We start from the raw sequence: 24,561 nt of genomic DNA, 5'->3' as shown, positions 1-24,561 counted from the left end.
GTAATTGGTGTACCATCGGCATATGTCAACGTACCAGTCCACACCCGTGACGTAAGATCTGAATTTAACTGAATTCTGTAAATATTTGAATTCTCCAGAAACTTAATGGTCATTGTTGCTGAAACTGAATCTCCCGGCATCAGATTTCCAGATGGGTTTATATTTGCATCAGATGCAAAGTTCCAAGCACTTGCAGTACCGATAAATGCTGCACAAAGCAGAAGAGCAATCAAAAAATATGTGATTTTCTTCATATTATACCTCATTCAAAGAGCGGGTCGACGCCATCCTCGAACATTGCGGTATGTGACCGTTCGCGGGAGCGGACAACCTCTTCCTTTGCCTCTTTTGCAAGCTCCATCAGCTCGCGGATACGCGGGGCGTCGCCGATTGTTGCAAGCAGAACAACTGCTGCAACATATCCGCTGTCCACCGGATAGTCACCACCGCGGACCTCAACACCCGCGATGTTTTCCTCAACCCAGCTCTTCGACTTCTCAACGCCTTTCCGGTCAAGCTCACTCGGCGGACCCGCAACCAGTACAAGGGCACGCTCTGCAGTCGAATAATCACAGGGAAGCGTCAGGCGGCCGAGCATTGCACGGCGAACCAGCCCGATGATCTTTGCGGACTTGTCCTCACCGGACGCAATGTCCACATGCGGCTCAACCTTCTTTTCCTTCTTTCCGAGAATCCCGGAAAGGAGACCGCTGTTGTTGTCCTTCTTTGAGGACGACTTGCCGCCGTTCTTTGTCATCGGGATCGCCTCGCTGATGGCGTAACCGACCGAGGAGATTCCTCCGCCGCGGAGTGTGTTGATGATTTCACTGGAATCAACAACCATCTCACCAACACCGTACTTGCTGACCTCTCCTGCGCGGAACAAAACACCAAACCGGCGGACAATTTCCTCATTGAGCCGCTCGTATGCGCTTTTCACACTTTCGCCGTCATTCTTCCAGGCACTGTTGTCAAACACGATAACATTGTCCGCTTCGTTGACCAGCGTTGAAAGACTGCGTGCTGCGTTTAAGGAATAGAGACGTCCCTCCTCAGGAGCCGGAATGACGCCGACCGCGTACACCGGCTCGCGGTAAATACGCTTTAAGTGACGACAAAGAACCGGTGACCCACCGGATCCTGTTCCACCACCAAGACCTGCACATACAACGAATGCATCGATGTCATGGGTGCCCCGGCGATCGATTGCACTAATAATAGTGTCAATCTCATCTGCTGCTACTTTTGCACCGGTCACGTTGTCGGTACCGACACCGTGACCTTTAACCATTGTCTGACCGATCAGGAGACGATCTTCCATGGGAATGTTCTTAATTCCCATCAGATCGGTCCGGGCCGTATTGATAACAATACCGCGGAAACTCGTAGAACCTAGCTTTCTGTCCTGTGCAAGGAACATATCCACGAGCTTGCCTCCTGCCTGTCCGAATCCTATAAAAAATACCCGCATTTACACTGACACCTTTTTGTTGAGTGTATGTATGTCATTTCTTGGATATATATGACTGCATTAGTTATACGGCTACGTTGGTCAAAAACTTTCTTATGATGCAGGTGTACTACATAGTGTAATGAAGATCGGTATTCTCGGTGCAGGCCTGACAGGACTTGTTGCTGCACAACGTCTGGCAAAGGCAGGTGAGGTCGTTGTATTTGAGAAGAATGCAATGGCAGGAGGGTGTCTTTCCTCCAAAAAGTACGGAAACTATACGCTGGAAACCCTGTACCACCACTGCTTCTCCGGTGATGCCGAACTCTTTTCCCTTCTGAAAAACCTCGGTCTCAAAGAGGATCTGATCTGGCTGAAAGGTTCGACCGGCTACTATATGGACGGAAAACTGCATCCGTTTACCACACCGATGGAGATTCTCCGGTATCCCTACCTCAGTTTTTTTCAGAAGGCACGGCTCGGCATGTTTGTATTAAGCTCCCGCAGGATAGATATGGCGGCACTTGACACCGTCACTGCAAAGGAGTACCTCTATGATAAAGTCGGCGAGGAGATCTATAATGCTTTTTTTGCACCGCTTCTTGCGAGCAAATTCGGTCCGATGAAGGATGAGGTATCTGCGGCGTGGCTGATGAGCAGAATTGCTATCAGATCCGATCGCGGAGCGGAAGGCGAACGGCTCGGCTATCTGAAAGGCGGCTGGCACCGGCTGATCGATGCCATGGTGCAGCAGCTTGAAGCAGCCGGTGTGGACGTTCGGCTTTCCACACCGGTTGAAGCCCTCCGGCTTTCGGACGGGAAATGGAGTATTAACAGTGAGGAGTTTGATGCGGTCATCTCCACACTGCCGCCTCAGGTAACAGAGTCACTCATGGATGCGGCAACTGCGGAGCAGTTTTCTCTGCCTCAGCTTTCCTATCAGGGGGCGGCCTGCATGACACTGGGACTTGCCCGTGATCCGGCGGACGGAATTTATTGGACCAACATGGGCGATCCCGCACCCTACGGAGCAGTGGTCGTTCACACGAACTTTGTCCCTTACGACTGGTACGGTGAGCATGTGGTGTATCTTGCCTCGTACTTCAAGGACGAACCGGCGGAGAATCTCAAAGAGAAGATGATCAATGATTTCTGCAACCGGTTTGGAATCGGAAAAGAGATAATTCATCACGCCGACCTGTACATCGACAAATTCGCGGGTCCCGTATATGTGACCGGCTATCGGAATACTATACCCGATACCAATGCCGGACACAATCTGTTCATCGCCGGCATGTACTCGGCGGAGAACTATCCCGAACGGAGCATGGAAGGTTCCGTTCGTGCAGGACATCGCGCTGCTGCCCTGCTTGAGGAGAATATTTTGTGAATCCCGTACAAATCACCGTAGTGCTGCCGGTCTATAATGATGTGGAGGCGCTGAAGTCTGCAATCCCGACGTCCCTTGCAGCGTTAACGGAGTTCGGCAGAAGTTTCGAACTGATTGTTGCCGAGGATGGAAGTACCGACGGCAGCCGCGAGCTGGTGGAGGAGTGGGAAGAGAAAGACCCGCGGGTACGCCTGCTGCACAGCGACGAACGGCAGGGACGGGGACGTGCGCTGAACCGTGCACTTGCGGAGTCGCACGGCGAGATATTCTGCTATTATGATGTGGATCTTGCAACCGACATCAAGCATCTGCCCGAACTCCTGACACGAATTGAGGACGGGGCTGCGGTTGCGACAGGGTCGCGTCTGATGCCAGAGAGCAGAATTATCCGGAGCGGCGACCGGGAGTTTGCAAGCCGCGGGTATAATACGCTGGTCAGACTGTTTCTTGGCAGTAAACTCCGGGATCACCAGTGCGGGTTCAAGGCGTATCGGACCGATGTGCTGCGGGAACTTGTTCCAAAAATTCATGCACCGCACTGGTTCTGGGATACCGAGTCGGTGGTGCTTGCACAGCGTGCAGGACTCCGGGTGGACGAATTTCCTGTTGTATGGACACAGGGGCCGGGAACGACTGTCCGGTTCAAGGATGTGTACGGGATGGGAATGGATATTCTGAGAATGTGGTGGCGGCTGCATGTGGAAAAAAATTAGTGCCGTTCTGATTCCGACCATCATCGCCGCAGCTCTGATTGTGTTCATGCTCGCCAGAGTCTGGGATGATCTGCTGGTTGCGGTTCAGCACATGATTCCGGCCTATCTTGTTGCGGCGATTCTGATCTGTCTTGCGGCATGGTATCTGCGCGGGTGGCGGTATCAGTATATTATAGAGAGGCTGGGAACCAAAATTGGTCTCAATTTTTCCACGGCCTGTATCTACGTTTCGCAGACGGCAAATCTTATCATTCCCGCGCGTCTCGGGGACTTCGTCCGGCTGTTTATTCTGAAACACGAGAAGGGAACGCCTTATACAAACGGGTTCACCTCGGTTGTTGCAGAGCGTGTGTATGATGTCATCATCATCGCGGTTCTCGGACTTTTTGCACTGCCGATACTGATCAGCCTTGTTCCCGCATGGTTCGTCTGGATGATCGTCTTTGTTTTGGGTGCAGGAATGGTTTTTTTCCTGTTCCTTCTTCTCTCGCGCAGACTGCATGCAGAAAATAAAATCCTCAAAAAAATTCTGGAGGTTTTGGATCAGCTCAGGCAGGTTTCGTCAACTCCCGGCTCTCTTGCGGCACTGTCGGTTTCATCTGCGGTTATCTGGATGATGGATGTAACCATCTGTTATCTTGTCTCGCTGATGTTCGGGGTTACGATTCCGTTTATGCTGGTACTGCTTGCAATCGTGATTGGCAATCTTGTGAAGGCAGTGCCGATTACTCCCGGAGGAATCGGGACGTATGAACTGGCTCTTGTGATTACGTTTGAGATTGGCGGCGTGCCTGCGGCGACAGCGACCCTGATTGCGGTGGTGGATCATCTGATCAAGAATCTTGTTACGCTTGCCGGAGGTGTGGTGTCCCTCTACTACTTCGGCGACTGGGCGGTGTCGCTGTTGAAGCGGTTGTTCCGTGAGGATGCAAAGAAGCTGAAGGAGGAGCATGGTTCCTCCTGAAGCGCAGATACTGACGGTCATTCTCTGGCTGATAGTCGTGAAATTCTGTCAGATGACCATCTATCCGTATCTGAAACCGGCGGTCGGCAGTCTTTCGTATGGTCTTGCTTATCCGTTTTCCATTCTGGTGCTGACCTTTGTCACCTGGTATCTTGGCGCGGCCGGCCTTCCTGTACAACTTGCCCTGCTGTTGTTCGCGGCTGCCGGTGTGTATGCTGCTGTCTCAAAGCGGTATGATGGAACGGAGATCCGGCAGAACCTGAAATGGGATATGGTGTTCCTCGGCGCATTTCTCCTGATGCTCATCTCGCGGTTCCTGACACCGGGAATTATTCCGAGCGGCGAGAAGTTCATGGATGCGGCGTTCCTCGGAAGCATTATGCTGGACCCGACTGTTACGCCGCTGGATCCCTGGTATGCAGGCGGTGAGTTGTCCATCTATTATTATCTCGGTCACTGGATGTGCGGAATGCTCGGCACTTTTGCCGGAGGTGTATCGACAGTTGTGTTTAATCTGATGCTGCCGACCGTGTTTGCACTTGCGGCCGTTTCGGCATATGCAATCGGTGTTCTTCTTCTGAAGCGGCATCAGTGGATTCCGATGCTGGTTCTGATCCTCCCCAATGCCGCGCTTATCTGGCATACGATCGCAGGCGGCGGATCTCTCGGTATCTGGTGGGCGTCAACGCGGGTTATCGAGAACACGATCAATGAGTATCCTCTGTTCTCGTTTCTCTGGGGCGACCCGCATGCACATGTGCTCGGCTGTTTCAATCAGCTGTTCTTCCTGTGTCTGCTGGCAGTGATGCTGGTCAGATGGAAAGTACTGCCGGCGGGAGGGAAGTATCTGCTTTGTGTAATGCTTGCGCTGTCGCTTGGGACGATGCCTGCGATGAACTCGTGGGATGTGATGGTGTATGCCGGAGTGTATCTCGTTGTTGCTGCGGTGATCTGGCTGATGCACGGACACAGCCTCCGTGATGCAGTGCCGCTTGCACTGGTGCCGGTTCTTTCGCTTGCGTCCTATGCACCGTTCCTGTACACGATGCTGTCCGGAGGCGGGTCCAGTGTCCAGGGATTTTTCCTGGTAACCACTCCCACGGCTCTGCCGGAGTTCCTCGGCGTGTATCTGTTCTTTGTTGCAGTGTTTGTAATCTACGGATTTTCGGTTCTGAAAAAATATCCGTGGCTGATTGCGGTACCGGTGATCTTTGCGGTCGCCGGATATGCAAGTGCGGGTGTTGCACTGTTTTGTATTCTGCTGCTGGCCGGAAAGCGCAGTGCAGCCCCGGAGGTACTGTTCGGGGTTCTCGGCATGGCGATTGTGTTCCTGATGGAGTTTGTCTATCTGAAGGATTACATGGGCGATGTGAACTACCGGATGAACACGGTGTTCAAGTTCGGGTTCTGCGCATGGTTTATGCTCGGGACTTCGGTGCTTCTGATGATTGGCCGGTATGCGGAGAAACGGTTTGCGGAGATTTCCAAAGGCCGCGCTATTGCGGCTGCTGCGGTAATTTTTGTGGTGCTGGCAGCACTGATCGGATTCTGCGGTATTCAGCTCGGGTATCCGGGAGGTACACTGGACGGTTCCGCCTGGCTGGAAAGCCACCATCCGGCAGATGCGGCTGGTATTGCGTTTCTGACCGGCGCAGCATCTCCTGGTGATATTGTAGTGGAAGCGGCGGACGGTTCGTATGCGTACAACGGTCGTGTCTCGGCAATGACCGGTCTTCCGACGATTGTCGGCTGGGTCGGACATGAGTCGGGATGGCGGAGCGGAGTGGGTGATGCGGGAACGCGGTGGAGTGATGTCCGGAACATCTATGAGGATCCGTCCCGGACTATTTCCCTGATGGATCAGTACGGCGCGAAGTATCTGTTTGTCGGCGATGTGGAGCAGGAGCTGTACACGGTGAGTCTGCCGGACGAAGGGCTGACCGAGATCTTTGCGGCGGACGGCGTGAGTATTTATCAGCGCAGCAACTAACGTGTTAGGCAGAATGGATCATCCCGTACTTACCGTGGTAATCCCGGTCTATAATGACGCGGCTGCCCTCCGGGCTGCGGTGCCCGCATCGGTGGAAGTACTGGAGGGTCTTGGGATTCCGTTTGAAATGATCCTTTGTGAGGATGCAAGTACCGACGGCAGCCGGGAAGCAGCAGTTGCGCTCGCCGCAGCGGACGACCGCATCCGGGTCAACCACAGTGATATCCGTCGGGGAAAAGGGGGTGCCCTTTCTGATGCGCTTGCGGTATCGCAGGGGGATATCTTCTGTTTTTATGATGTGGACCTCTCGACGGATCTCTCGGATCTGCACACGCTGATTGAAAAAATTCATGCAGGTGCAGACATTGTCGTAGGATCACGGTTTCTTGATGAAAGCGCGGTGTCACGAACCGGCGACCGGGAAGCGACCAGTGTCGGGTTCAACCGGATGGTGCGGCTGCTTCTTGGGAGCAGCATCCGCGATCATCAGTGCGGATTCAAGGCGTTCCGCCGCGAGCGGCTTGTGAAACTGATGCCGTACGTGCAGGCGCGCGGATGGACCTGGGACACCGAGGTTCTCGCACTTGCACAACGATGCGGCTACACTATCGAGGAGATTCCAATCACCTGGACTCAGGGTGAAAAAACAAATGTACGAACCAGCGACATCTTTTCCATGGGCTGGTCGGTACTGCAGCTTGCCTGGCGGATACGCATTGCAGGCCGGTATCCAAAGGACATCTGATCCGGTTTGGGATAAGCTGTCCAAACCTTTATGCCAGACTCTCACCCATATATAGAGTTACGCCAGCAACGGTCTGTTACCTTACCAGTAGAGCCGCTGATGAGCGATGACGGATGGTCTTTGAACCGTCCCGAGTGAAGTGAGTCATTATGGCAAAGATTTACCAGATGTTTGAAGTCCCTGAAGAACTTCAGAACAAAGCACTTGAAGCTCTTGAGCTTGCACGTGACACCGGAAAGATTAAGAAAGGCGCAAACGAGGCAACCAAGGCCGTTGAGCGCGGAACCGCCGCTCTCGTCCTGATTGGTGCTGATGTTGCACCCGAAGAGATCGTCATGCACATCCCGGGACTTGCAGACGAGAAAGAGATTCCGTTCGTTTTTATTAACAAGCAGGCAGACATTGGTGCTGCATGCGGCCTTGATGTCGGCTGCACTGCTGTTGCAATTGTTAAAGTCGGCAAAGGCAAGGAAATCATCGAGGACCTTGCAGGCCAGATTAAGGCACTCAGAGGATAAATACCATGCCTGATGATGCAACGCCAGCAGAAGTCATTGAGGTCATCGGCCTTACGGGTATGCACGGAGAGGCATCCCAGATCAAGTGCCGTGTCCTTGACGGCCCGAACAAGGGGCGGATTATCACCCGGAACACCTTTGGTCCGATCCGTGAGGGTGACATCCTGATGCTCCTTGAGACAGAACGTGAAGCAAAGAAGCTCTCAAGACGGTGAGTAAGAAATGGTCGACATCTATACCTGCAGCTACTGCGGCAAGCAGCTTGAACCGGGAACCGGCAAGCTGTTCGTCAGAAAGGACGGCGCAGTCTTCTACTTCTGCTCCTCCAAGTGTCAGAGCAACTACAAACTCGGCCGTATCCCGCGCCGCGTTGCCTGGACGGCAGCCGGACGCAAGGCACGCGGTAAGGAGTAATCCATGGAACGCACCTTTGTGATGATCAAGCCGGACGGCGTCCAGCGTGGTCTGATCGGTGAGATCCTTTCCCGCTTCGAGAAGAAGGGATTCAAGATCGTTGCCGCAAAGTTTGGCGTGCTTCCGGAAGCAATTGTGGACAAGCACTACGAGGAGCACCTCGCAAAGCCGTTCTACCCGGGCATGAAGGCATACATTACCTCCGGCCCCGTGTTCCGTTTTGTTCTTGAGGGTGACAACGTTATTGCAACAGTTCGCAAGATGAACGGCGCAACCAACCCGGCAGAGGCAGCACCCGGCACTGTCCGTGGTGACTATGCCCTTTCAATCGGGAAGAATGTGATTCACGCATCTGATGCACCTGAGAGTGCAGCACGCGAGATTGGCATACACTTTACCGATGCAGAGCTTGTTTCGTACGAGAAGATCGACGAGACGCAGCTCTACGAGTAAGCACCCGGATTTTTCCGGAACATTCCTTTTTTATTATTTCGTATTCTCCCTCTGCAAAACAATAAGTTTAACAGGGTTTACGCAGAATTACATTTTATGGAACAGCAGCCAGGAGAATCGTCCAGTGGAGAGAATGACACGGTAACTGAGAATTCTGACGTCTCATCAGAGAACTGGTTTCCCTCTCCTGAGATATACTCTCCTGAGATCAGCACTGAGAAATGGATTGAACTGCTGAAAAATCCCAACATTATTTCAGATAATTATCTGCAGATTCTGAAAAGACTGCATGACTATGGAGGGGAAGCTACCTGTAAAGAGTTGAGTAATGCATATGGAGAGTCAGCAAACTACTATAATGCCGGATCCTCCAGTCTTGCAAAACGGATCTGGAAAGCTACGAATTGTCCTCTGCTTCCCGATGACAAAAATGAGAACTCCAAGTGGTGGCCGATACTCTATCGAGGTAGATATGCCGAAAAGGGAAGGAAAGGGACATATGTCTGGAAACTCCGACCGGAACTTGCAGCAGCACTGAAGTATCTCTTTCCAGCTGAGACGAAGCAACCCAAACAGAACTATCCCCAAAATCAGATTCTCTATGGCCCCCCCGGAACAGGGAAAACATATAGCACAGTCCAGCATGCAATAAGTATTCTCGAGGAAAAAGATGTTACCGCTGAACCATACGATTCCCTGCTTAGACGATACATCCAGTACAAAAAAGAGGGGCGTATTGCATCTGTTACTTTCCATCAGTCCTATAGCTATGAAGAATTTGTAGAAGGAATTAAACCGGTCATAGGCACAGGAGAAACGCCGTCACTTGCCTACATAATCGAAAACGGTACCTTCAAAGCCTTTTGCGACCGTGCCAAAGCGGACAATGTCCTGGAAATCCCGCCCCATCTTCTGAATTCAGCCCCAACCATCTGGAAAGTCTCCCTCTATGGAGCAGGAGAAAGTGCAGTAAAGACCGACTGCTTTGAAAACAACCGGATACGCATCTCATTTTCTGAGTTTGATAATTCCAGAAAAAAAATCCTTGACGCTTTCATGAACAAAATGAAGGTAGGAGACATTGTTCTCTCCCTATACAGCAACAAAGAAATTGACGGCGTCGGAATTATTACCGGGCCTGCAGAGGATCTGGATGATGTTGAGATCTATCGAAGGTCACGTACGGTTCATTGGGTTGCAACCAATATCCGGGTTAACATTCTCACATATAACAACAATAAACTACTCACAACCGGGACAGTATATCGTCTGCCAAGCATGACACTGGAAACGGTAAAAGAGATTGTCACCCAACTTAGGACGGTAAGCAGCAAACCGCATGTATTCATCATCGATGAGATAAATCGTGGCAACATCTCCAAAATATTCGGAGAACTCATCACTCTCATAGAACCCACAAAACGTCTGGGCGAACGTGAAGGAACAACTGTACAACTTCCCTACTCCAAGCAGGAGTTTGGTGTTCCCTCAAACATCTATCTGATTGGTACCATGAACACAGCGGACCGTTCCCTTGCCCTTCTGGATACTGCCCTACGTCGGAGGTTCATCTTCGTTGAGATGCTTCCCGAACCAGACCAGCTCAGAGATATAATCATTGAAGGAATTAACATTGCCGATATTCTGAAGAGAATGAATGAGCGTATTGAGATTTTGTATGATCGTGATCATACATTAGGCCATGCCTACTTCATGCCTCTTAAAGATTCTCCCAATCTCGAACATATTGCCGAAATATTTTCTACAAAGATAATCCCACTGTTGCAGGAATACTTCTACTGTGATTACGAAAAAATACGTCTCGTCCTAGGGGATAATCAGGTCAATGATACCGATCCAACTGCATTCATCCACCGTATCCGTGTAGACTCCCAAACATTGTTTGGGAAATTTGTTGAGGATATGGCTGAATACCGATACGTCATTAATAAACCGGCATTCCTTCTTCCTGAGGCATATCAGAAAATTGTGAATTCAGAAAAATGAAAACGATAACGATCACCGAGTATCAGGCATGTACTCGTGGCGTCCCGGCAAATGGGTGTGTGGCGCTTCCACCGGAAACATTTGATTCTCTCCGTCAATTTATTCTTGCAACAAAAAATGAGACAACTTCAGAACCGGTAGAATATCTGGGTATCTCGGCGAAGCGCGATGTTGGAGAGATTCTCACGGCAAAAAATTATGTGGGAGTTCTCCTGCTGAAAAACGGTGTACAAATCGAAATTCTCCCTAAACTTGCAGCAGCATCAGAAACAGATACCCGAAAGCTTTTGATCAAAATGCTTGGCCATCTGAAAGATACCCCGTTCAAAGTATCAGGCATCGCAAATCTTGACGTGAGAAAATGTACACTCTTTGATATTTTTATTCGGATGTTCATTGAAGAAGTACTTCGCCTCCAAAAACAGGGATTCCGATCCGCATATAGTGAACAACAGAGTAATGAATACTTTTTCAAAGGAAAACTCCTTATCACCGAACACCTGAAACAAAACCTCTCTCACAATGAACGATTTTTTATACAGTATGATCTTTTTAGTATCAATCGCCCAATAAACCGGCTGATAAAAGCCACATTGGAACTTCTGCTTCTGAGAACACACGACTGGAAAAATAAAAAAGATATTCGTTTTCTGCTTGGATGCCTGGATACCATAACAAGTTCACGAAATTACGATGCTGATTTTTCCCGGATTGTTCTGGATAGAAACATGGTGGAGTTTACCTCGCTGGTCCAGTGGTGTCGGGTGTTTTTGAAAAATGAAAGTTTCACATCGGTCTCAGGTACTCAAGTAGCCTATGCTCTCCTGTTTGATATGAATGCCCTTTTCGAAAACTATGTGGCATACTGGATGCGGCAGGCTCTGGGAGATATGGTTAAACTACAGGATTCCACCTATCACCTGTTTACCCAGCCGCAAAAACAATTTTCCCTAAGACCTGACATCGTAGTTACTACAGGAGAAAACACCTTTGTACTGGATACCAAATGGAAACTTTTGCGTAAGGAATACACGCAAAATTATGGAATATCAACCATGGATATGTATCAGATGTATGTTTATCACCAAAAATACCATCCAAAGTATGTCACCCTTCTCTACCCCGCAACAGATGAGTTTTCGCAAGAAATCTGCCTGCCTTCTTACTGTTGCGAAGAGAGATACGGGGATGTCATGACAAAGGTAGAAGTTCGAATTCGCTTTGTTGATCTGTTGATGCAGCCAGGCGAATGGGAACAGTATATCAGACGCTTGTTCCAGTAAATGAAGAAACGAGAAATTACTCCCTCAGATACTCAAAGAGAACGGCATCGGCACCGATAATGATCAGCTCATAATCTTTTGGAATATCTTTTTTCTCATTAGCAGGAGACAACACGTCCAGCAGCACGTGGGATCGGCATTCACTTTACCACAACAGAACTTGTTTCGTACGAGAAGATCGACGAGACCCAGCTCTACGAGTAAAGATCCCGGATAGATTTCCGGAATTTCTTTTTTTTGAAAATTCTGATTCAGGAGATATTTTCTGACGATGATTTTTTTCGAAAACCATCACCGTCAGCAAACGGATGCAGGTTCACGCCAATACAGGAGATATCCATAAGTAGGATGCCGCGAATATACTCAGTCCTACGAAGAAGAAAGTAATCTTAGGTATCCTGCTGGTACTGGCCGCAGCGGCAGGGTGTACTGCACCCGCTATCACCGACATCCGTGAGGAGTCCGGCTACGGTGATGCAGGGATACAGAATGCAGAGGGCACGGATATTCACTACTCCGGAGAATGGACCATCCCGGACTTTTCAACGCTGGCTCTGCAGAAAGTCTCCACGTACAACCCCGCTGATTTTACCATTGCAGCAAGCGGACCCAGTTTCTCACCGGAAGACCTGTCCAAAGCAGCGAATACCACCCTGAACAACTATACCTCATTCTTTGGAAAAACCGTGGCACCCATTGCCTTGTCCAACGCAAGCCTGCCGGAAAAATCTCTGACCCTGCGGGAGACACCATCCGGGAGTATGGTATCTGCATCCCCGGCACCCGCAGGTTATGTCGGCATCTCACCGGTTTTCGCAACAGATACGGAAAAACTCGCGGCCTATGGTTTCTGCATCCTGCCCACCGGGCAAACCATGATGTATGCATATATTGTTTCCACGGACGCAGACGATGCGGGTTATACAGCAGTCGGGAAAGGACTGAACAAATGGATGAACACCATAAACGAAAAGACGAATGTTGCGGGCGCTTCCATTGTTTCCCGTGCCGCAGGACTTTCATCATTATCAGAACTGGGATGGATTTCTACGGTGCAACTGGGACTCCGTAGAACAGAATCGTGATCAGGACCAGTTCTACACAACGTCGAAAATCGTAATGATGCCAGGGAAAGTAACACATGGGAATACGTACAGAAATCACCGGTTTACTCTTACGATCGATCCCGGATACTCTAGTCTCAGTGGAAATTCACCGCATCTTCCCGGTGTATTTACCGCTGGTGAAACTCCGACCGGTACCAGCAGCGGGCAGTCGGTGACATGGTTCCTCAGTTCATCTTCGGCAGGACTCTCGTGGACAAACGAGGTTCCTGATGTGTCGGTAGTGTATAACCGTCCCGGTGGTGAGATCAGTACATGGGACGGGACCTTTAATCGTGGCGGCAATCAGGCAGAACATATGTTTTCCTTCAAAGCCGGTACGAGAATCGTGAGTTTCCAGCCGGAATCCCGGAATGGTAACACCTACACCCTCTCCAAAAACACTGTTGATGCGTATGGCGCATTCTTCGACGGTCTGTTTTCTCTTGGACCAGCTACAGAGCGTTACCTCCTACAGGAGCTGTACATACGGTGGACCGGTGCAATCCAGAGGTCATAGGCCCGCACTCGAACCGAAGAAACATTGAAAAGAAAAAATGTTCTGGGGATTACTTCCTCAGATAGTCATACGCCGACAGCAGTGCCTTTACGCCTTCGCCAACGGAGGATGCAATCTGTTTTGCGGCAACCGACGTAGAGTCGCCTGCCGCAAAAAATCCGGGAACAGCAGTCTTACAGTCAATATCCACCAGAATTTCCTTCTCCGCATTCATCGGGACAAAACCTTCAAACATTGCTGTGTTCGGGTCGAGACCGACACCGAGGAATGCACCGTCCACCTTCAGCTTCTTTTCAGGGGACGATTTGAGGATGTTGCCAAGGAATCCTTTTTTCTGTTCCGGTTCTGCGTCAACCGGCATCATCCTGACATATTCAAGCATCTTTCCGCCGCCGAACTCGGTGATGGTGAATCCGGTGTGGAAGGTGACGTTCTTCATCTCGGTCAGCCGTCCGATGAGAACAGCATCCGCATCCAGCGGGGTTGCGGAGATCACATGCACCTGTGCTGCAATCCCTGCCATCTCAATTGCCATGTCCATCGCCGTATTACCGCCGCCGAGAACTGCAACCGTTTTTCCTTTGTACATCGGCCCGTCACACGTGGTACAGACGGCAATGCCTTTGCCCAGATACTCAGCTTCGCCGGGTGCTCCGGAAAGGCGCGGTGACCTGCCGGTTGCGGCGATGACCGCCTTTGCGGTGTACTCCTTCTCGGAAAGCGTCGTGATACTGAATCTGCCATCCTTGACAGCAATTGCCATTCCGACATCTTCAATGAGCACTGCTCCTGCGTCACGGGCATGCTGTGCAAACTTCTGCATCAGGTCATCACCCGGAATATCGGGGAATCCCGGATAGTTCTCAACCGAACTGCTCTTGGTGGCCATGCCGCCGACTGCACCCCCAATAACAAGGGTTTCAAGGCCTTTGCGGCCCGCATACATTGCTGCGGAGAGTCCGGCCGCACCGGAACCAATGATGATCAGTTCATGATCCGCGGGAATATTTTTCGTCTCGTCGACAGGTGATGGGGCATCCAGCAGCATCGCCACTTTCATAAGATCGTCTCCGATGACGATCTGACCATCAATAATTGTTACCGGAACACCACGCTGACCGGTCAACTCGATCATTTTGTTTGCGGCTGCTTCATCCTCACCTACATCATAATTGGTGTAGGAGACATGCTGCTTATCCAGAAATCCTTTGAGATTCCGGCAGTGCGGACATCCTGTCAGGGAGTAGACAATTACTTCATGGGGCATAGTACAAATCGTTTGGACGGCAGATAATTAATAACCTCAGGTCGAGGTGAAAAAAGGGAGTCAGTATTTTTTGATGCGGATCTCTTCTGCCGGAGCTGACTCTTCCTCTTCCAGCGGGGTGAGATTTTCCACTTTCTTGACACCGATTGCATGTACCATCACATCACCGAAGATCGCAAACCGGCGTACCGTCATGCCGACGATCTCGACGTTGTCGCCGACGGCAACGTCCACTTCAAGCGGCGCAGATTTTTTTGCGACAATGGCGGCGGAACCGTCGAAGATGGTGAGTGCCGGACGGCAGAGCCAGACACCTTTAACGGCCTGAACGACACCTTCAACACGGACCGGTTTTCCGAGCATGGCGAAGTTGATCTGTTTTATGCGGACACGTTTGGACTGTTCTTCATATTCGGGAAGGAGCTTGACGTACTGTGATCCTACGCTGTAGCTGTTGAAGATCGGGATGATCAGCAGGACAAGTGATAAAGGAATGCCCCAGAGAAGATACATTATTTCGGATGTTGCCAGATAGGATGCGGCAAACAGTACCAGGAAGAAGACCACTACAAGGATATGCAGTGGGGAAATGCCGATTGTTACGCCATGAATTTTCATATAGTTATACAAACCCCCGGGATGCCGGAATTCTTACTGTAAATGCATTCCGCCCCCATAAATACTTGTATGCTTTGATGTGAGAAAAGAAAAAAACAAAAAGAGGCGGATTGAAAAGCGTATGGTTTAACCGCTTTTCAATCTCTATCTGCCGTATTACTTTGCTTCGCAGAGTGCGCAGATCTCGGACTTGTAGCAGAAGGAGTAGATAACTGCCATGAAGATTGCTGCACCTACAATGTTTCCGAGAGTGGACCAGATGATGTTGTTTGTCCACATGGTTCCCCAGTTCAGAATCTCGATGTTCGCCGGGCCTCCTGCGATCATGTTTGTGATGATACCTGCGGGGATGAAGTACATGTTTGCAACACAGTGTTCAAATCCGGAGGCAACGAAAGCCATGATCGGGAACCAGACACCTGCCATCTTGCCGATGACATCGTCGGCCGCAAGGCCGAGGAACAGAGCAAGGCACACGAGCCAGTTACAAAGAATGCCTTTGAAGAAGACGGAGAGAATGCCCATCGGGCCGAAGTAGGAGACCTTTGCGGTTGCAATTGCAATGGCACGGGTTCCGAATGCTGAGAGGGTGGCAACTCCTGCTGCATCCCATACAGTGTAAGGTCCGTAGCTGACAAGGACTGCCATGAAGAGTGATCCAACCAGGTTACCGATGTACACAACGACCCACAGATATATGAGACCTTTGAGACCGGTATGGCCCTGAAGGATTGCCATCGGGGCGAACATTGCGTCACCGGTGAACAGCTCTGCACCCGTGAGAACCACGAGAATTAAACCGATCGGGAACAGGGCTCCGAGTACGAACTGGGCAATACCTGCACCGAGAATGTCTGCAACACCGGTCGAACCAACCGTTGCGAGCGCCGCACCCATTGCGATATAGGCACCCGCAAGGAAGGCACGGACGAACATGTTGCCTGCCGGCAGACAGCACTTAGACTTGCCTGCCGTTCCAATTTTGACGCAAACCTGCGCCGGGCTGAATGTTACCATGAATACACACCTCACACCTCTCCCGCCTGTAGCGGGCAGAGTTGTGTTACTTGGAAATTGGAGGGAGGCATATTTATAACCCGACTATTGAATCCGGTGATTCTTCGACGTTATCAGGCTTCTCTTTCCGGCAAGGTATGATGTTTTAATTAACCTTCACAATTAGTAAAATGATGTGTGGGTTTTCGGGTGATTCCAAATACTGCGCGGTATGTGAGGAAACAGGAATTCAGACACGCAACGATTATCTTCTGTCTGAAATGGGGAATATACGGGGAAATATATGCCGGGGAGAAAGTATTTGTATTGAAAAAGGGAGTATTTTGGATATTCTGTGATTTTACTGCAGGATGTCAGACACTTGGAAAAGTGCCAGTTCGGGATTCCGGTTACATTGATTCCAGTGCTTCAATGCCCAGTACGTCAAGGGCTGCGGCAAGTGTGTTCCGGCTTGCATCCACCAGTGTAATCCGGGCGTCGCGGACTGATCCTTCGGCTTTCAGCACCGGTGCGAACCGGTAGAAGGAGTTGAAGAGGTCCGCAAGGTCACGGACATAGGTTGCAAGGAGGTGAGGCCGCAGTTCTACGACGACCTTTTCAATCAGATACGGGAACTGTGCGATGTGTTTTGCCAGTGCAATTTCATAGGGGTCGGAGAAGTTGTAGTTTTCGACAAACCCGCCGTCGGCTTTTGCTTTTTCAAGGATGGAGCAGGCACGGGCGTGTGCATACTGGATATAGGGTGCGCTCTGGCGCTCAAAGTCAAGGGCTTCTTTCCAGTCAAAGACTGTTGATTTTTCCGCAGAGACTTTGACGATGTCATACCGCACCGCACCGACCGCGACTGCGGAGGCAATCCGCTCGCGTTCGGCTTCGCCCAGTTCCGGACGGCGGATGGTGACCTCTTCCAGCGCCCGTTTCTTTGTTTCAGCCAGCAGTTCGTCTGCGGTGATGAAGACGCCGCCGCGTGTGGTCATTGATCCTTCCGGCAGGGAAACGAATTCGAAGTGTACGATCTCCGGAGGACGTTCGCCAATCATGGCGAGGGTTGTCTGGAGTTGTGCACCGATCAGTTTGTGGTCAGCACCAAGGACGTCGATGCTCCGATCACACTGACTGTTTTTCCAGAGGTGGAATGCGAGGTCGCGTGCCGCATAGACGGAGGTACCGTTGCTTCTGCGCAGCACGTAGCGGTTGCCAAAGCCTTTGTCCGAGAGGTCGAGGTACATCATCTGTCCGTCATGCTGTGCTTCGGGCAGTGCTTCGACTCGTGCGAGAACTTTCTGCATGTCGCCGTTCCAGAGGAAGGTGGTCTCACGGATGAACCGGTCGTGATGGACGTTCATGGCAGCAAGGGTTTCTTTGATGCCTTCGGCACAGATGTCCACAGAGTCGTGGAAGAGTCTGACCGTTTCCGGATCGCCTGCTTCGATCTTTTCCATCATTTCATCGAACTCGGGTTCGATCTCCGGTTTGTCCTTTGCAATTTTGTTTGCTTCAACATAGTGGCGCACGATGAACTCGTCGCCTTTTTCGTCCGGCTGGCGTTCGTAGTGGAGGTGTTTGACTCCCCAGGCGACGATTGCGATCTGGCGCCCCATGTCATTGAGGTAGTACTGTGCTTCAACCGGGTATCCGGCTTTGCGGAATACCCGTACGAGTGTGTCGCCGATGACAGTGTTTCTGATATGACCTACGTGCAGCGGGCCGTTCGGGTTGGCGCTGGTGTGTTCCAGAATGACCCGTTCGGTTCTGGCCGGAAGCTGGCCGTAGTCCGGGTGCCGGGCGGCACGAACGGAGTCTGCGACGTATGCTCCGCCGAAGATGAAGTTGATGTAGGGACCTTTTGCCGAGACCTCAAGGTCAGCGGCAGCCGGGTGTGCGGTGATCTTTGCAACGATATCAGATGCAATGACAGCAGGATTTTTCCGCTCTTTTTTCGCCAGTGCAAATGCAACTGTGGATGCTATGTCTGCGTGGTCTCCTCCGTCTGTGAGCAGTACGTCATCTTCTCCCGTGATTTCACGAAGAAGATGTTCTACTTTTTGAATATATTCCCGATACATGATTGTTACATCCCCGTCGGATATCGCAGGACTGCGGCAATACCGCCAAATGCACTGAAGAGCATGGAACCTTCCTCGAAGTCGTCGGAGATGATTTCGACGCGGGTGTTGGACATGTCCGCAAGGCTGGTCAGTTCTTCGATAATGTCCGTCTCGTCTGCGAGGTAGAGGGGAGACTGGCATTTCGGGCAGTGACCGAACGGCAGATCTTTGAATTTCTTTCCTGCTTCAACCTGCATGGTCTTTATTTCCTGATAGCCGCAGTTACCGCATTCGATCGTCAACCGGGCTTTGCGCAGCTTTTCCGAGAGAAGAAGGGTGTCAACGGCTCCTGCTTCAAGGTTTGCCCGGACGCTTTCTTCACCGTATGCGGCGCATCCGTTTTCTTTGATGAGTTCCTTGAAGAATCGCGTCATCTCTTTCTTCTCGTCCATGATGTCGACGCCGCGGAGTGCGTCCTGTGCGTTGTCCACCAGTTCACGGAGGCCGAATTCGTTGGTGTAGGAGGCGTCAAAGAGACCGATGATCCGTTTTTTTACTTCATGATGGAGGAAGTCTCCTTCGGCGAACTCTTCTTTGGTCGGCATCGGGCCGCCGATGAGGAGACCCTTGAACTTTTCAAAGAAGTTCGGCTCTGCTAAGAACGCTTCGGATGCACGTTCTCCGACTTTTTTGTAGAATTCATGGATTGCAATCAGCCGGAGACGTTCGAAACGAATACTCGACTGGCCACCTTTCCGCTGTTTTCCGGGAACGGTTGAGTTTGCACCGTTGATCGGTTCGATGTGGGTTCCGCGCAGTAAGCCCCAGTAGGCTTCGCGGCGGTCGATGACCAGCAGGCCGTAGACGAACTTGTCGTCGAGCATTGCTTTGAGTGGTTCAAGTTCGAAGCTGGAGCTGCATCGGTAGCTGTAGGTGCGGATTGTTTCCGGCGGTTCGACAATGATGGATTCAAGGTCGGTTTTGTCTCCGCCGATGTTGATCGCACCGCAGAAGACTGCCATGCCGTTTTCCGGCGGTGTTTTGTAGTATTTGAGACGTGCAAGAATTGAGGAGATCGCACTCTGGACGTTTGTCCGCGTCTGTTTGCTTTTGATGTTTGCACATTGTCCGTACTCGTCGCGCAGCTGGGCGGTTACGTCATAGATCTGTTTGTCCGGTGGGATATACAGTGAGATTAATTCAGTACCGGATCCTTCTTTTTCTTCCAGCTTTTCCAGCGCTTTTTTGAATTCATATCGCTTTCGCGCTTCATCCTTTTCAATTTGTGCTTGGGGTATTTCCTCTGCCATTGTATATGCAAATCCTGAGATTCTTATTCGTGTATAGAATGTGGTGTACCATTGGTCGGGCAACCTGATTAATGATGAGGTAGCAGTCTTTCGATGCAAAAAGGAACACTCAAATTTGTATCATGCATAAGATGTAAGTTATGAACAAGAGTATTGGGTTAATACTTGGCATTGTGGCATTTATTGCCTTGCTGTTAATCCCGATAGATCCTGAGGTCCTTCCGACCGCAGCCCGATATGCTGCGGCTGTTACGGTGCTGATGGCTATTTTCTGGATCACCCAGCCCATCCCCATTGAAGCGACCGCTCTTATCCCGATTGTTGCGTTTCCGCTTCTTGGGATTCTGAGTCCTGCGGAGGCGTGTGCGCCGTACGCGGACAAGGTTATTTTCCTCTTCCTCGGCGGGTTTATTATTGCGATGTCGATGCAGCGCTGGGGCCTGCATAAACGGATTGCGTTGAAGATTATTGAGTTTACGGGGACCAGTCCGCGGCGTCTTATTCTCGGGTTTATGATTGCAACGGCGTTTTTGTCGATGTGGATGTCGAATACGGCGACTGCGATGATGATGGTGCCAATTGCGATTGCGATTATTGCGACGGTGCTTCCGACGAAGGTCTATAAGGATATGACGCCGGAACATAAGGCATTTGCCGGATGTATTGTTCTTGCTGTTGCGTATGCGGCGAGTATCGGCGGAATTGCGACGCTTATCGGTACTCCTGCGAATGGTATTCTGGTTGCCCAGATGCAGACGATTTTCCCGGATGCGCCTTCGGTTGATTTTTTTACCTGGCTGAAGTTTGGTATTCCTCTTCTGCTGATCTTTATTCCGATTACGTGGGCCTGGTTGACCCGGGTTGCATATCGTAAGATGCCGAAGACGCTTGATCATGCAAAGGAGGCTCTTGCTACTGAGGTGGCGGCTCTTGGTCCGATGTCCCGCGGTGAGAAGAATACACTTGCGGTGTTTCTTCTGACGGCATTTTTGTGGATTTTTGAGAAGAACAAGGATTTCGGGACGTTTACTCTGCCGGGTATTGAGATGATCTTTCCAGGTATTGATGATTGTACGGTTGCAATTTTCGGTGCTCTTCTGCTGTTTCTGCTTCCGGTTAACTGGAGGAAGCAGGAGTTTACGATGAACTGGCAGTGGGCTGTGCGGATTCCATGGGGTATTCTGCTTCTGTTCGGCGGAGGTATGTGTCTGTCTGCTGCGTTTATCAAGAGCGGTCTGGCACAGTCGATTGTTGATTATTTTACGGTGCTGAACGGTGTGCCGATTGTGCTGCTGGTTGTTATTATTGCGCTGGTGGTCTGTTTCCTGACGGAGGTTACGTCGAATACGGCGATTGCGTCGGTGATGATGCCGATTCTTGCGGTGACGGGGCTGTCTCTTGGTATTAATCCATGGATTCTGATGATGACTGCTGCGGTTTGTTCGAGTTTTGCGTTTATGCTGCCGGTTGCAACTCCGCCGAATGCTATTGCCTATAGTACGGAGTATGTTGAGATGAGGGATATGGTGAAGGCAGGATGGGCGCTGAATCTGCTGGGCGTTGCGGTGTTTACGATTCTGCTGTTTACGCTGGTGATGTGGGCGTTCGGGTTTACGATGGATCTGCCGGAGTGGGCGTTCACGACTACTATCAAATAATTTCTTTTTTTCCGGGGTTGTTCGAAAAATCCGGGTGTGATTTCTTTTTCCGGAAAGTGGATGAGTGCGGATGTGCTGAAGAGTTCCGAATAGAGATGCGATTTTTTATTCGGATGTTTTTTCCTGTAGTGGGGGATTTTTGGAGTAGTCTGTTTTTCCATAAGGTTGTTAATGTATAGTGTCCTATACATCTTGCATGAAATACCTTGCAGCAGTTTTTGCTGTTTTCCTGATTGGCGGTTTTGTGTTTGCCGCAGGTTGTGTCGAAACGACTCCGTCGGGGCCGATACAGGCGGGAGACAATGTTACCGTTGAGTTTACGATGTATATCGGGGATACGGTGATGGTGACGTCGAATGAAACGAAGTATGATCAGATTTTGAAGGCCGGGAAGATGCCGGTTCCGCTTATTCTGACTGAGGATCCGGTTGTTACGGCGGGGGCTACTACGGATAATGATGATCTTACGATTTCTGCGAAAACCCACAAGAGTCCGTACTGGTTCCTGAAGGGGGAGTACAATGTGATTGCCGGAAATATTGTGGGTCTTGAGAAGGGTGATACGATCCGTATTCCTATCTATGCTGAGGGAACTGAGAAGACCGGGTTCTGGACGAATGAGCAGTGTGAGGAACAGGGTCTTGATAAGCGTCTGGTAAAGGCGGGCGACCGGCTTACGTATACGAGGATGATCGGCGATGCGACGAGTACCGGGGATGGTGAGTATGATCAGGGTAATCTTACGAATCAGCAGACGATGATTCATGAGATGCTGATTCTGGCCGTGACTGATGAGGGTCTTACGTATCAGGAGCTCTACGATACGGTTGAGATTACCATTGTGTAGGGAACGAGTCATGCGCGGCAGGGGATATGTCCTGCTGCAATGGTTCTCTTTTTTTGCGGAATTATTTTTTCCATAAAGTCTTTGTGGGGTCGGGGATGAAGATTTGAGACACTGTCCGGCCGGTTTGATGCAGGATGAATTACTGTTTAATCCTTAAAAATCCGTCCAATTATGATTCTTTTCTGCTTCTTTGGGGAGACAGCTTTAAGAAATCGGGGGGGCAACTACCTTTACGTAATATGTGTGGTGTCACGAGTGTGTCGGACATTTGAGTATTCCTGTAAATTTCTTTCCTGTACAAAATTGGAGTGTGGTCTATGGGTTTAGAGCAGATAAGCGAGTTCTTTGTCAACAATCTTGTTCTGTTGATTGTTGTGATTTATATGGCGATGATGATCGCTATCGGATATTTCGTTCAGCGTAAGGGTGCGGATAAAAGCGCAGAGAATTACCTGATCGCAAATAAGGGGGTAGGACCTCTTATGGTGGGCGGTACGGTTTTTTCTACCAACTGGTGCGGCGGGGTGCTGCTCGGAGCTGCCGGTACGGCATATACCGGCTACGTAGTATCCACGATTGCGGATCCGTGGGCTACGTGTCTGACACTTGTGCTGATGGCGGTTTTCTTTTGTGCGATTTTGCGTAAGCTGAAGATTGCGTCTCTTTCGGAGATGTACCGGCTCCGGTTCGGGAAGCGGGGGGCGACGGTTGCGACGCTGATGTGTATTCCGTCGATGATTACGTGGACTGCGGCGAATATTGTTGCGCTGACGACTATTTTTAAGTTGTTTCTGGATTTCGATCCGCTGATCTGTGCGATTATTGCCGGTCTGATTGTGGTGCTGTATACGTATCTCGGAGGTATGCTTGCGGTGGTGTATACGGATAATATTCAGGCGGTGATGATTATGCTTGGTCTGATCATTCTGATTCCGACCGGTATTGCATTTGTCGGCGGGTTTGATGCGCTGGCTGCGGCGACGCCGGAGAATTTCTGGAATCTTCTGCCAAATGATGGGGCGGGGGCTGTTGCGACGGGATTCACGGTGGATCCGCTTGGTATCTTTACGTGGCTTGCGGGTCTGTCGGGTATGGGATTCGGGTATCTTGCGTCGGTTGAGTTGACGCAGCGGGTTTTGTGTGCCCGTGATACGAAGGCGGCCCGTCAGGGTCTGTTGCTCGGTTCAGGGATGTATGCTATTGCGGGATTTTTTTCGATGATGATTGCCCTGATTGCGATTGTGATGGTTTCGCAGGGTGCAACTACGCCGTCTGGTGTTCCGATGGGGGAGATTCTGGCGGAGGATGGGAATTATGTGCTGCTGGTGCTTGCGGAGCGGTTGTTTGATCCGAGTGTGATGGGGGTTATCGGGGTTGCGCTGATGGCGATTTTTATCGGGTCTTTGCTTGCGGCGATTATGTCTACGTCGAGTTCGACGATTTTTGCGGCGTCGGCGGCTCTTTCGACGCTGATGCTGCACGGGTCGTTGTCGAAGTATGCGACTACGTCGTTGCAGGTGCTGCGGATGACGCGGATGCTTGTGCTGGTGATAGGCGTTTTCTGTGTGTTCTTTAGTTTTGTGATAGACAGTCTGTACTGGATGATGATCTTTTCGTTTACGATCCTGTTCAATTGTATGTTCTGGGCGCTGGTCGGCGGTTTGTTCTGGAAGCGGTGTAATGCGTCGGCGGCGATTGCTTCGATTCTGGTGGGTTTTGCGGGGGTTATTCTCTGTATTATTGCCCAGTCGGTTTATTTTGGTCAGATTGCGATTGAGCCGCAGGATAATTTGTGGATTGGTATTCAGACGTTTGTTCCGTGGGCACTTGGGGGTGTTGCGATGCTGGTGACTGCGCTTTTGACGCAGAAGTCGGATCCGCCGGTGGCGTTGTGTGATACGGACGGGGAGTTGGTGAAGTGGGAGGATCTGCCGCTTTCGGCGGATACGGTTGCGGTGCGCAGACATATTGAGGAGATTAAGGCGCGGGAAGAGGAGTGAGTTCTTTTTTCCGTGGTAGTTTTCCGGAAACTGCGGCAGGTGGTTGTGCCCGGAGGAGTCATCTGTGGAAAGGTACACATGCAGAGATGTGTTCGGGAGTCTTCGGCACGTGGTTACGCTGCGTAAAACCCTGTGCCGAAGATTTCCGAAAATATGTTCAAGAAAAGAGATGAAATGCTTTCGCGGCATTTCCGGTTTCGGCAGGCACCCGGGCAAAGGTGTGTGCTGACGATTGAACGTTTCATG

General features: G+C 50.7%; 23 protein-coding genes. 16 read left to right on the top strand and 7 right to left on the bottom strand.

What is annotated here, in order from left to right; all coding sequences use genetic code 11:
* Positions 1–262 precede the first annotated feature (262 nt).
* A complete protein-coding gene (locus O0S10_RS04160; RefSeq protein ID WP_268924641.1) occupies positions 263–1,471 on the bottom strand; it encodes a tubulin/FtsZ family protein in 1,209 nt (402 codons plus the stop codon).
* Positions 1,472–1,592: 121 nt separating this feature from the next.
* Here O0S10_RS04160 and O0S10_RS04155 point away from each other — a divergent pair, with 121 nt between their 5' ends.
* The 11 genes from O0S10_RS04155 to O0S10_RS04105 all read left to right on the top strand — a co-directional run bounded on the left by O0S10_RS04155 (position 1,593) and on the right by O0S10_RS04105 (position 11,927).
* Positions 1,593–2,840 (top strand): NAD(P)/FAD-dependent oxidoreductase, encoded by a 1,248-nt coding sequence (locus O0S10_RS04155; RefSeq protein ID WP_268924640.1) that lies wholly within the window; start codon positions 1,593–1,595, stop codon positions 2,838–2,840.
* Positions 2,837–3,553 (top strand): dolichyl-phosphate beta-glucosyltransferase, encoded by a 717-nt coding sequence (locus O0S10_RS04150; protein WP_268924639.1) that lies wholly within the window; start codon positions 2,837–2,839, stop codon positions 3,551–3,553. The genes O0S10_RS04155 and O0S10_RS04150 overlap by 4 nt, the downstream gene beginning before the upstream one ends.
* The gene (locus tag O0S10_RS04145; protein WP_268924638.1) at positions 3,537–4,517 is read left to right on the top strand and encodes a lysylphosphatidylglycerol synthase transmembrane domain-containing protein; all 981 of its coding nucleotides are present in this window, start codon (positions 3,537–3,539) and stop codon (positions 4,515–4,517) included. Before O0S10_RS04150 ends, O0S10_RS04145 begins: the two co-directional genes overlap by 17 nt.
* Positions 4,504–6,507, top strand: coding sequence for a DUF2298 domain-containing protein (locus tag O0S10_RS04140; RefSeq protein ID WP_268924637.1), 2,004 nt, complete (start codon positions 4,504–4,506; stop codon positions 6,505–6,507). Before O0S10_RS04145 ends, O0S10_RS04140 begins: the two co-directional genes overlap by 14 nt.
* A gap of 13 nt (positions 6,508–6,520) precedes the next feature.
* Entirely contained in the window at positions 6,521–7,252 is a 732-nt protein-coding gene (locus tag O0S10_RS04135; protein ID WP_268924636.1) for a glycosyltransferase, read from the top strand.
* A 149-nt stretch (positions 7,253–7,401) separates the two neighbouring features.
* Positions 7,402–7,770 (top strand): 50S ribosomal protein L7Ae, encoded by a 369-nt coding sequence (gene rpl7ae, locus O0S10_RS04130; RefSeq protein ID WP_268924635.1) that lies wholly within the window; start codon positions 7,402–7,404, stop codon positions 7,768–7,770.
* A gap of 5 nt (positions 7,771–7,775) precedes the next feature.
* Complete coding sequence (locus O0S10_RS04125) at positions 7,776–7,985, top strand: 30S ribosomal protein S28e (RefSeq protein WP_268922260.1); 210 nt, start codon at positions 7,776–7,778, stop codon at positions 7,983–7,985.
* 7 nt (positions 7,986–7,992) lie between these two features.
* The gene (locus O0S10_RS04120; protein ID WP_268922262.1) at positions 7,993–8,184 is read left to right on the top strand and encodes a 50S ribosomal protein L24e; all 192 of its coding nucleotides are present in this window, start codon (positions 7,993–7,995) and stop codon (positions 8,182–8,184) included.
* Between the two features lie 3 nt (positions 8,185–8,187).
* The gene (gene ndk / locus O0S10_RS04115; protein WP_268924634.1) at positions 8,188–8,637 is read left to right on the top strand and encodes a nucleoside-diphosphate kinase; all 450 of its coding nucleotides are present in this window, start codon (positions 8,188–8,190) and stop codon (positions 8,635–8,637) included.
* Between the two features lie 96 nt (positions 8,638–8,733).
* Positions 8,734–10,644 (top strand): AAA family ATPase, encoded by a 1,911-nt coding sequence (locus tag O0S10_RS04110; RefSeq protein ID WP_268924633.1) that lies wholly within the window; start codon positions 8,734–8,736, stop codon positions 10,642–10,644.
* Complete coding sequence (locus O0S10_RS04105; protein ID WP_268924632.1) at positions 10,641–11,927, top strand: McrC family protein; 1,287 nt, start codon at positions 10,641–10,643, stop codon at positions 11,925–11,927. Before O0S10_RS04110 ends, O0S10_RS04105 begins: the two co-directional genes overlap by 4 nt.
* 389 nt (positions 11,928–12,316) lie before the next feature.
* Here the strand turns inward: O0S10_RS04105 and O0S10_RS04100 are convergent, their stop codons facing one another.
* Positions 12,317–12,439: a hypothetical protein gene (locus O0S10_RS04100; RefSeq protein ID WP_268924631.1), complete on the bottom strand. Its 123-nt coding sequence runs from the start codon at positions 12,437–12,439 to the stop codon at positions 12,317–12,319.
* Positions 12,440–12,613: 174 nt separating this feature from the next.
* Between O0S10_RS04100 and O0S10_RS04095 the strand changes: the two genes are divergently transcribed.
* Together O0S10_RS04095 and O0S10_RS04090 are read left to right on the top strand one after the other, a co-directional pair.
* Positions 12,614–13,012 carry a hypothetical protein gene (locus O0S10_RS04095; protein ID WP_268924630.1) on the top strand — a complete coding sequence of 133 codons (399 nt, stop codon included), beginning with the start codon at positions 12,614–12,616 and terminating at the stop codon, positions 13,010–13,012.
* Between the two features lie 34 nt (positions 13,013–13,046).
* Positions 13,047–13,550, top strand: a complete 504-nt coding sequence (locus O0S10_RS04090) for a hypothetical protein (RefSeq protein WP_268924629.1) — start codon at positions 13,047–13,049, stop codon at positions 13,548–13,550.
* 49 nt (positions 13,551–13,599) lie between these two features.
* Here O0S10_RS04090 and O0S10_RS04085 read toward each other — a convergent pair whose 3' ends face one another.
* The 5 genes from O0S10_RS04085 to prf1 form a co-directional block, all read right to left on the bottom strand.
* Positions 13,600–14,817 carry an FAD-dependent oxidoreductase gene (locus tag O0S10_RS04085; RefSeq protein WP_268924628.1) on the bottom strand — a complete coding sequence of 406 codons (1,218 nt, stop codon included), beginning with the start codon at positions 14,815–14,817 and terminating at the stop codon, positions 13,600–13,602.
* A gap of 60 nt (positions 14,818–14,877) precedes the next feature.
* Complete coding sequence (locus O0S10_RS04080) at positions 14,878–15,435, bottom strand: hypothetical protein (protein WP_268924627.1); 558 nt, start codon at positions 15,433–15,435, stop codon at positions 14,878–14,880.
* A 156-nt stretch (positions 15,436–15,591) separates the two neighbouring features.
* Positions 15,592–16,452: a formate/nitrite transporter family protein gene (locus O0S10_RS04075; protein WP_268924626.1), complete on the bottom strand. Its 861-nt coding sequence runs from the start codon at positions 16,450–16,452 to the stop codon at positions 15,592–15,594.
* Positions 16,453–16,841: 389 nt separating this feature from the next.
* On the bottom strand, positions 16,842–18,518 hold the full coding sequence (gene argS / locus O0S10_RS04070; RefSeq protein WP_268924625.1) for an arginine--tRNA ligase: 1,677 nt from the start codon (positions 18,516–18,518) through the stop codon (positions 16,842–16,844).
* Between the two features lie 5 nt (positions 18,519–18,523).
* Entirely contained in the window at positions 18,524–19,810 is a 1,287-nt protein-coding gene (prf1, locus tag O0S10_RS04065; protein WP_268924624.1) for a peptide chain release factor aRF-1, read from the bottom strand.
* 140 nt (positions 19,811–19,950) lie between these two features.
* Here prf1 and O0S10_RS04060 point away from each other — a divergent pair, with 140 nt between their 5' ends.
* The 3 genes from O0S10_RS04060 to O0S10_RS04050 all read left to right on the top strand — a co-directional run bounded on the left by O0S10_RS04060 (position 19,951) and on the right by O0S10_RS04050 (position 24,315).
* Complete coding sequence (locus O0S10_RS04060) at positions 19,951–21,468, top strand: SLC13 family permease (protein WP_268924623.1); 1,518 nt, start codon at positions 19,951–19,953, stop codon at positions 21,466–21,468.
* Between the two features lie 196 nt (positions 21,469–21,664).
* On the top strand, positions 21,665–22,315 hold the full coding sequence (locus O0S10_RS04055; RefSeq protein WP_268924622.1) for a hypothetical protein: 651 nt from the start codon (positions 21,665–21,667) through the stop codon (positions 22,313–22,315).
* 317 nt (positions 22,316–22,632) lie between these two features.
* Positions 22,633–24,315 carry a sodium:solute symporter family transporter gene (locus tag O0S10_RS04050; protein WP_268924621.1) on the top strand — a complete coding sequence of 561 codons (1,683 nt, stop codon included), beginning with the start codon at positions 22,633–22,635 and terminating at the stop codon, positions 24,313–24,315.
* The last annotated feature ends 246 nt before the right edge of the window (positions 24,316–24,561 follow it).

The organism is Methanocorpusculum petauri, assembly GCF_026891975.1.
Taxonomy (GTDB): Archaea; Halobacteriota; Methanomicrobia; order Methanomicrobiales; family Methanocorpusculaceae; genus Methanocorpusculum; species Methanocorpusculum petauri.
Note: the sequence above shows the minus strand (reverse complement) of the source record. Positions and strands in the feature narration are given on the sequence as shown.

Excerpts from the sequence above, each read along its gene's own strand:
- O0S10_RS04110 (WP_268924633.1), top strand. The coding sequence starts at position 8,734 with ATGGAACAGCAGCCAGGAGAATCGTCCAGTGGAGAGAATGACACGGTA.
- O0S10_RS04160 (WP_268924641.1), bottom strand. The coding sequence starts at position 1,471 with ATGCGGGTATTTTTTATAGGATTCGGACAGGCAGGAGGCAAGCTCGTG.
- ndk (WP_268924634.1), top strand. The coding sequence starts at position 8,188 with ATGGAACGCACCTTTGTGATGATCAAGCCGGACGGCGTCCAGCGTGGT.
- O0S10_RS04145 (WP_268924638.1), top strand. The coding sequence starts at position 3,537 with ATGTGGAAAAAAATTAGTGCCGTTCTGATTCCGACCATCATCGCCGCA.
- argS (WP_268924625.1), bottom strand. The coding sequence starts at position 18,518 with ATGTATCGGGAATATATTCAAAAAGTAGAACATCTTCTTCGTGAAATC.
- O0S10_RS04085 (WP_268924628.1), bottom strand. The coding sequence starts at position 14,817 with ATGCCCCATGAAGTAATTGTCTACTCCCTGACAGGATGTCCGCACTGC.
- O0S10_RS04055 (WP_268924622.1), top strand. The coding sequence starts at position 21,665 with ATGAAATACCTTGCAGCAGTTTTTGCTGTTTTCCTGATTGGCGGTTTT.
- O0S10_RS04125 (WP_268922260.1), top strand. The coding sequence starts at position 7,776 with ATGCCTGATGATGCAACGCCAGCAGAAGTCATTGAGGTCATCGGCCTT.
- O0S10_RS04080 (WP_268924627.1), bottom strand. The coding sequence starts at position 15,435 with ATGAAAATTCATGGCGTAACAATCGGCATTTCCCCACTGCATATCCTT.
- O0S10_RS04050 (WP_268924621.1), top strand. The coding sequence starts at position 22,633 with ATGGGTTTAGAGCAGATAAGCGAGTTCTTTGTCAACAATCTTGTTCTG.
- prf1 (WP_268924624.1), bottom strand. The coding sequence starts at position 19,810 with ATGGCAGAGGAAATACCCCAAGCACAAATTGAAAAGGATGAAGCGCGA.
- O0S10_RS04135 (WP_268924636.1), top strand. The coding sequence starts at position 6,521 with ATGGATCATCCCGTACTTACCGTGGTAATCCCGGTCTATAATGACGCG.
- O0S10_RS04155 (WP_268924640.1), top strand. The coding sequence starts at position 1,593 with ATGAAGATCGGTATTCTCGGTGCAGGCCTGACAGGACTTGTTGCTGCA.
- O0S10_RS04120 (WP_268922262.1), top strand. The coding sequence starts at position 7,993 with ATGGTCGACATCTATACCTGCAGCTACTGCGGCAAGCAGCTTGAACCG.
- O0S10_RS04060 (WP_268924623.1), top strand. The coding sequence starts at position 19,951 with ATGAACAAGAGTATTGGGTTAATACTTGGCATTGTGGCATTTATTGCC.
- rpl7ae (WP_268924635.1), top strand. The coding sequence starts at position 7,402 with ATGGCAAAGATTTACCAGATGTTTGAAGTCCCTGAAGAACTTCAGAAC.
- O0S10_RS04075 (WP_268924626.1), bottom strand. The coding sequence starts at position 16,452 with ATGGTAACATTCAGCCCGGCGCAGGTTTGCGTCAAAATTGGAACGGCA.
- O0S10_RS04140 (WP_268924637.1), top strand. The coding sequence starts at position 4,504 with ATGGTTCCTCCTGAAGCGCAGATACTGACGGTCATTCTCTGGCTGATA.
- O0S10_RS04105 (WP_268924632.1), top strand. The coding sequence starts at position 10,641 with ATGAAAACGATAACGATCACCGAGTATCAGGCATGTACTCGTGGCGTC.
- O0S10_RS04090 (WP_268924629.1), top strand. The coding sequence starts at position 13,047 with ATGATGCCAGGGAAAGTAACACATGGGAATACGTACAGAAATCACCGG.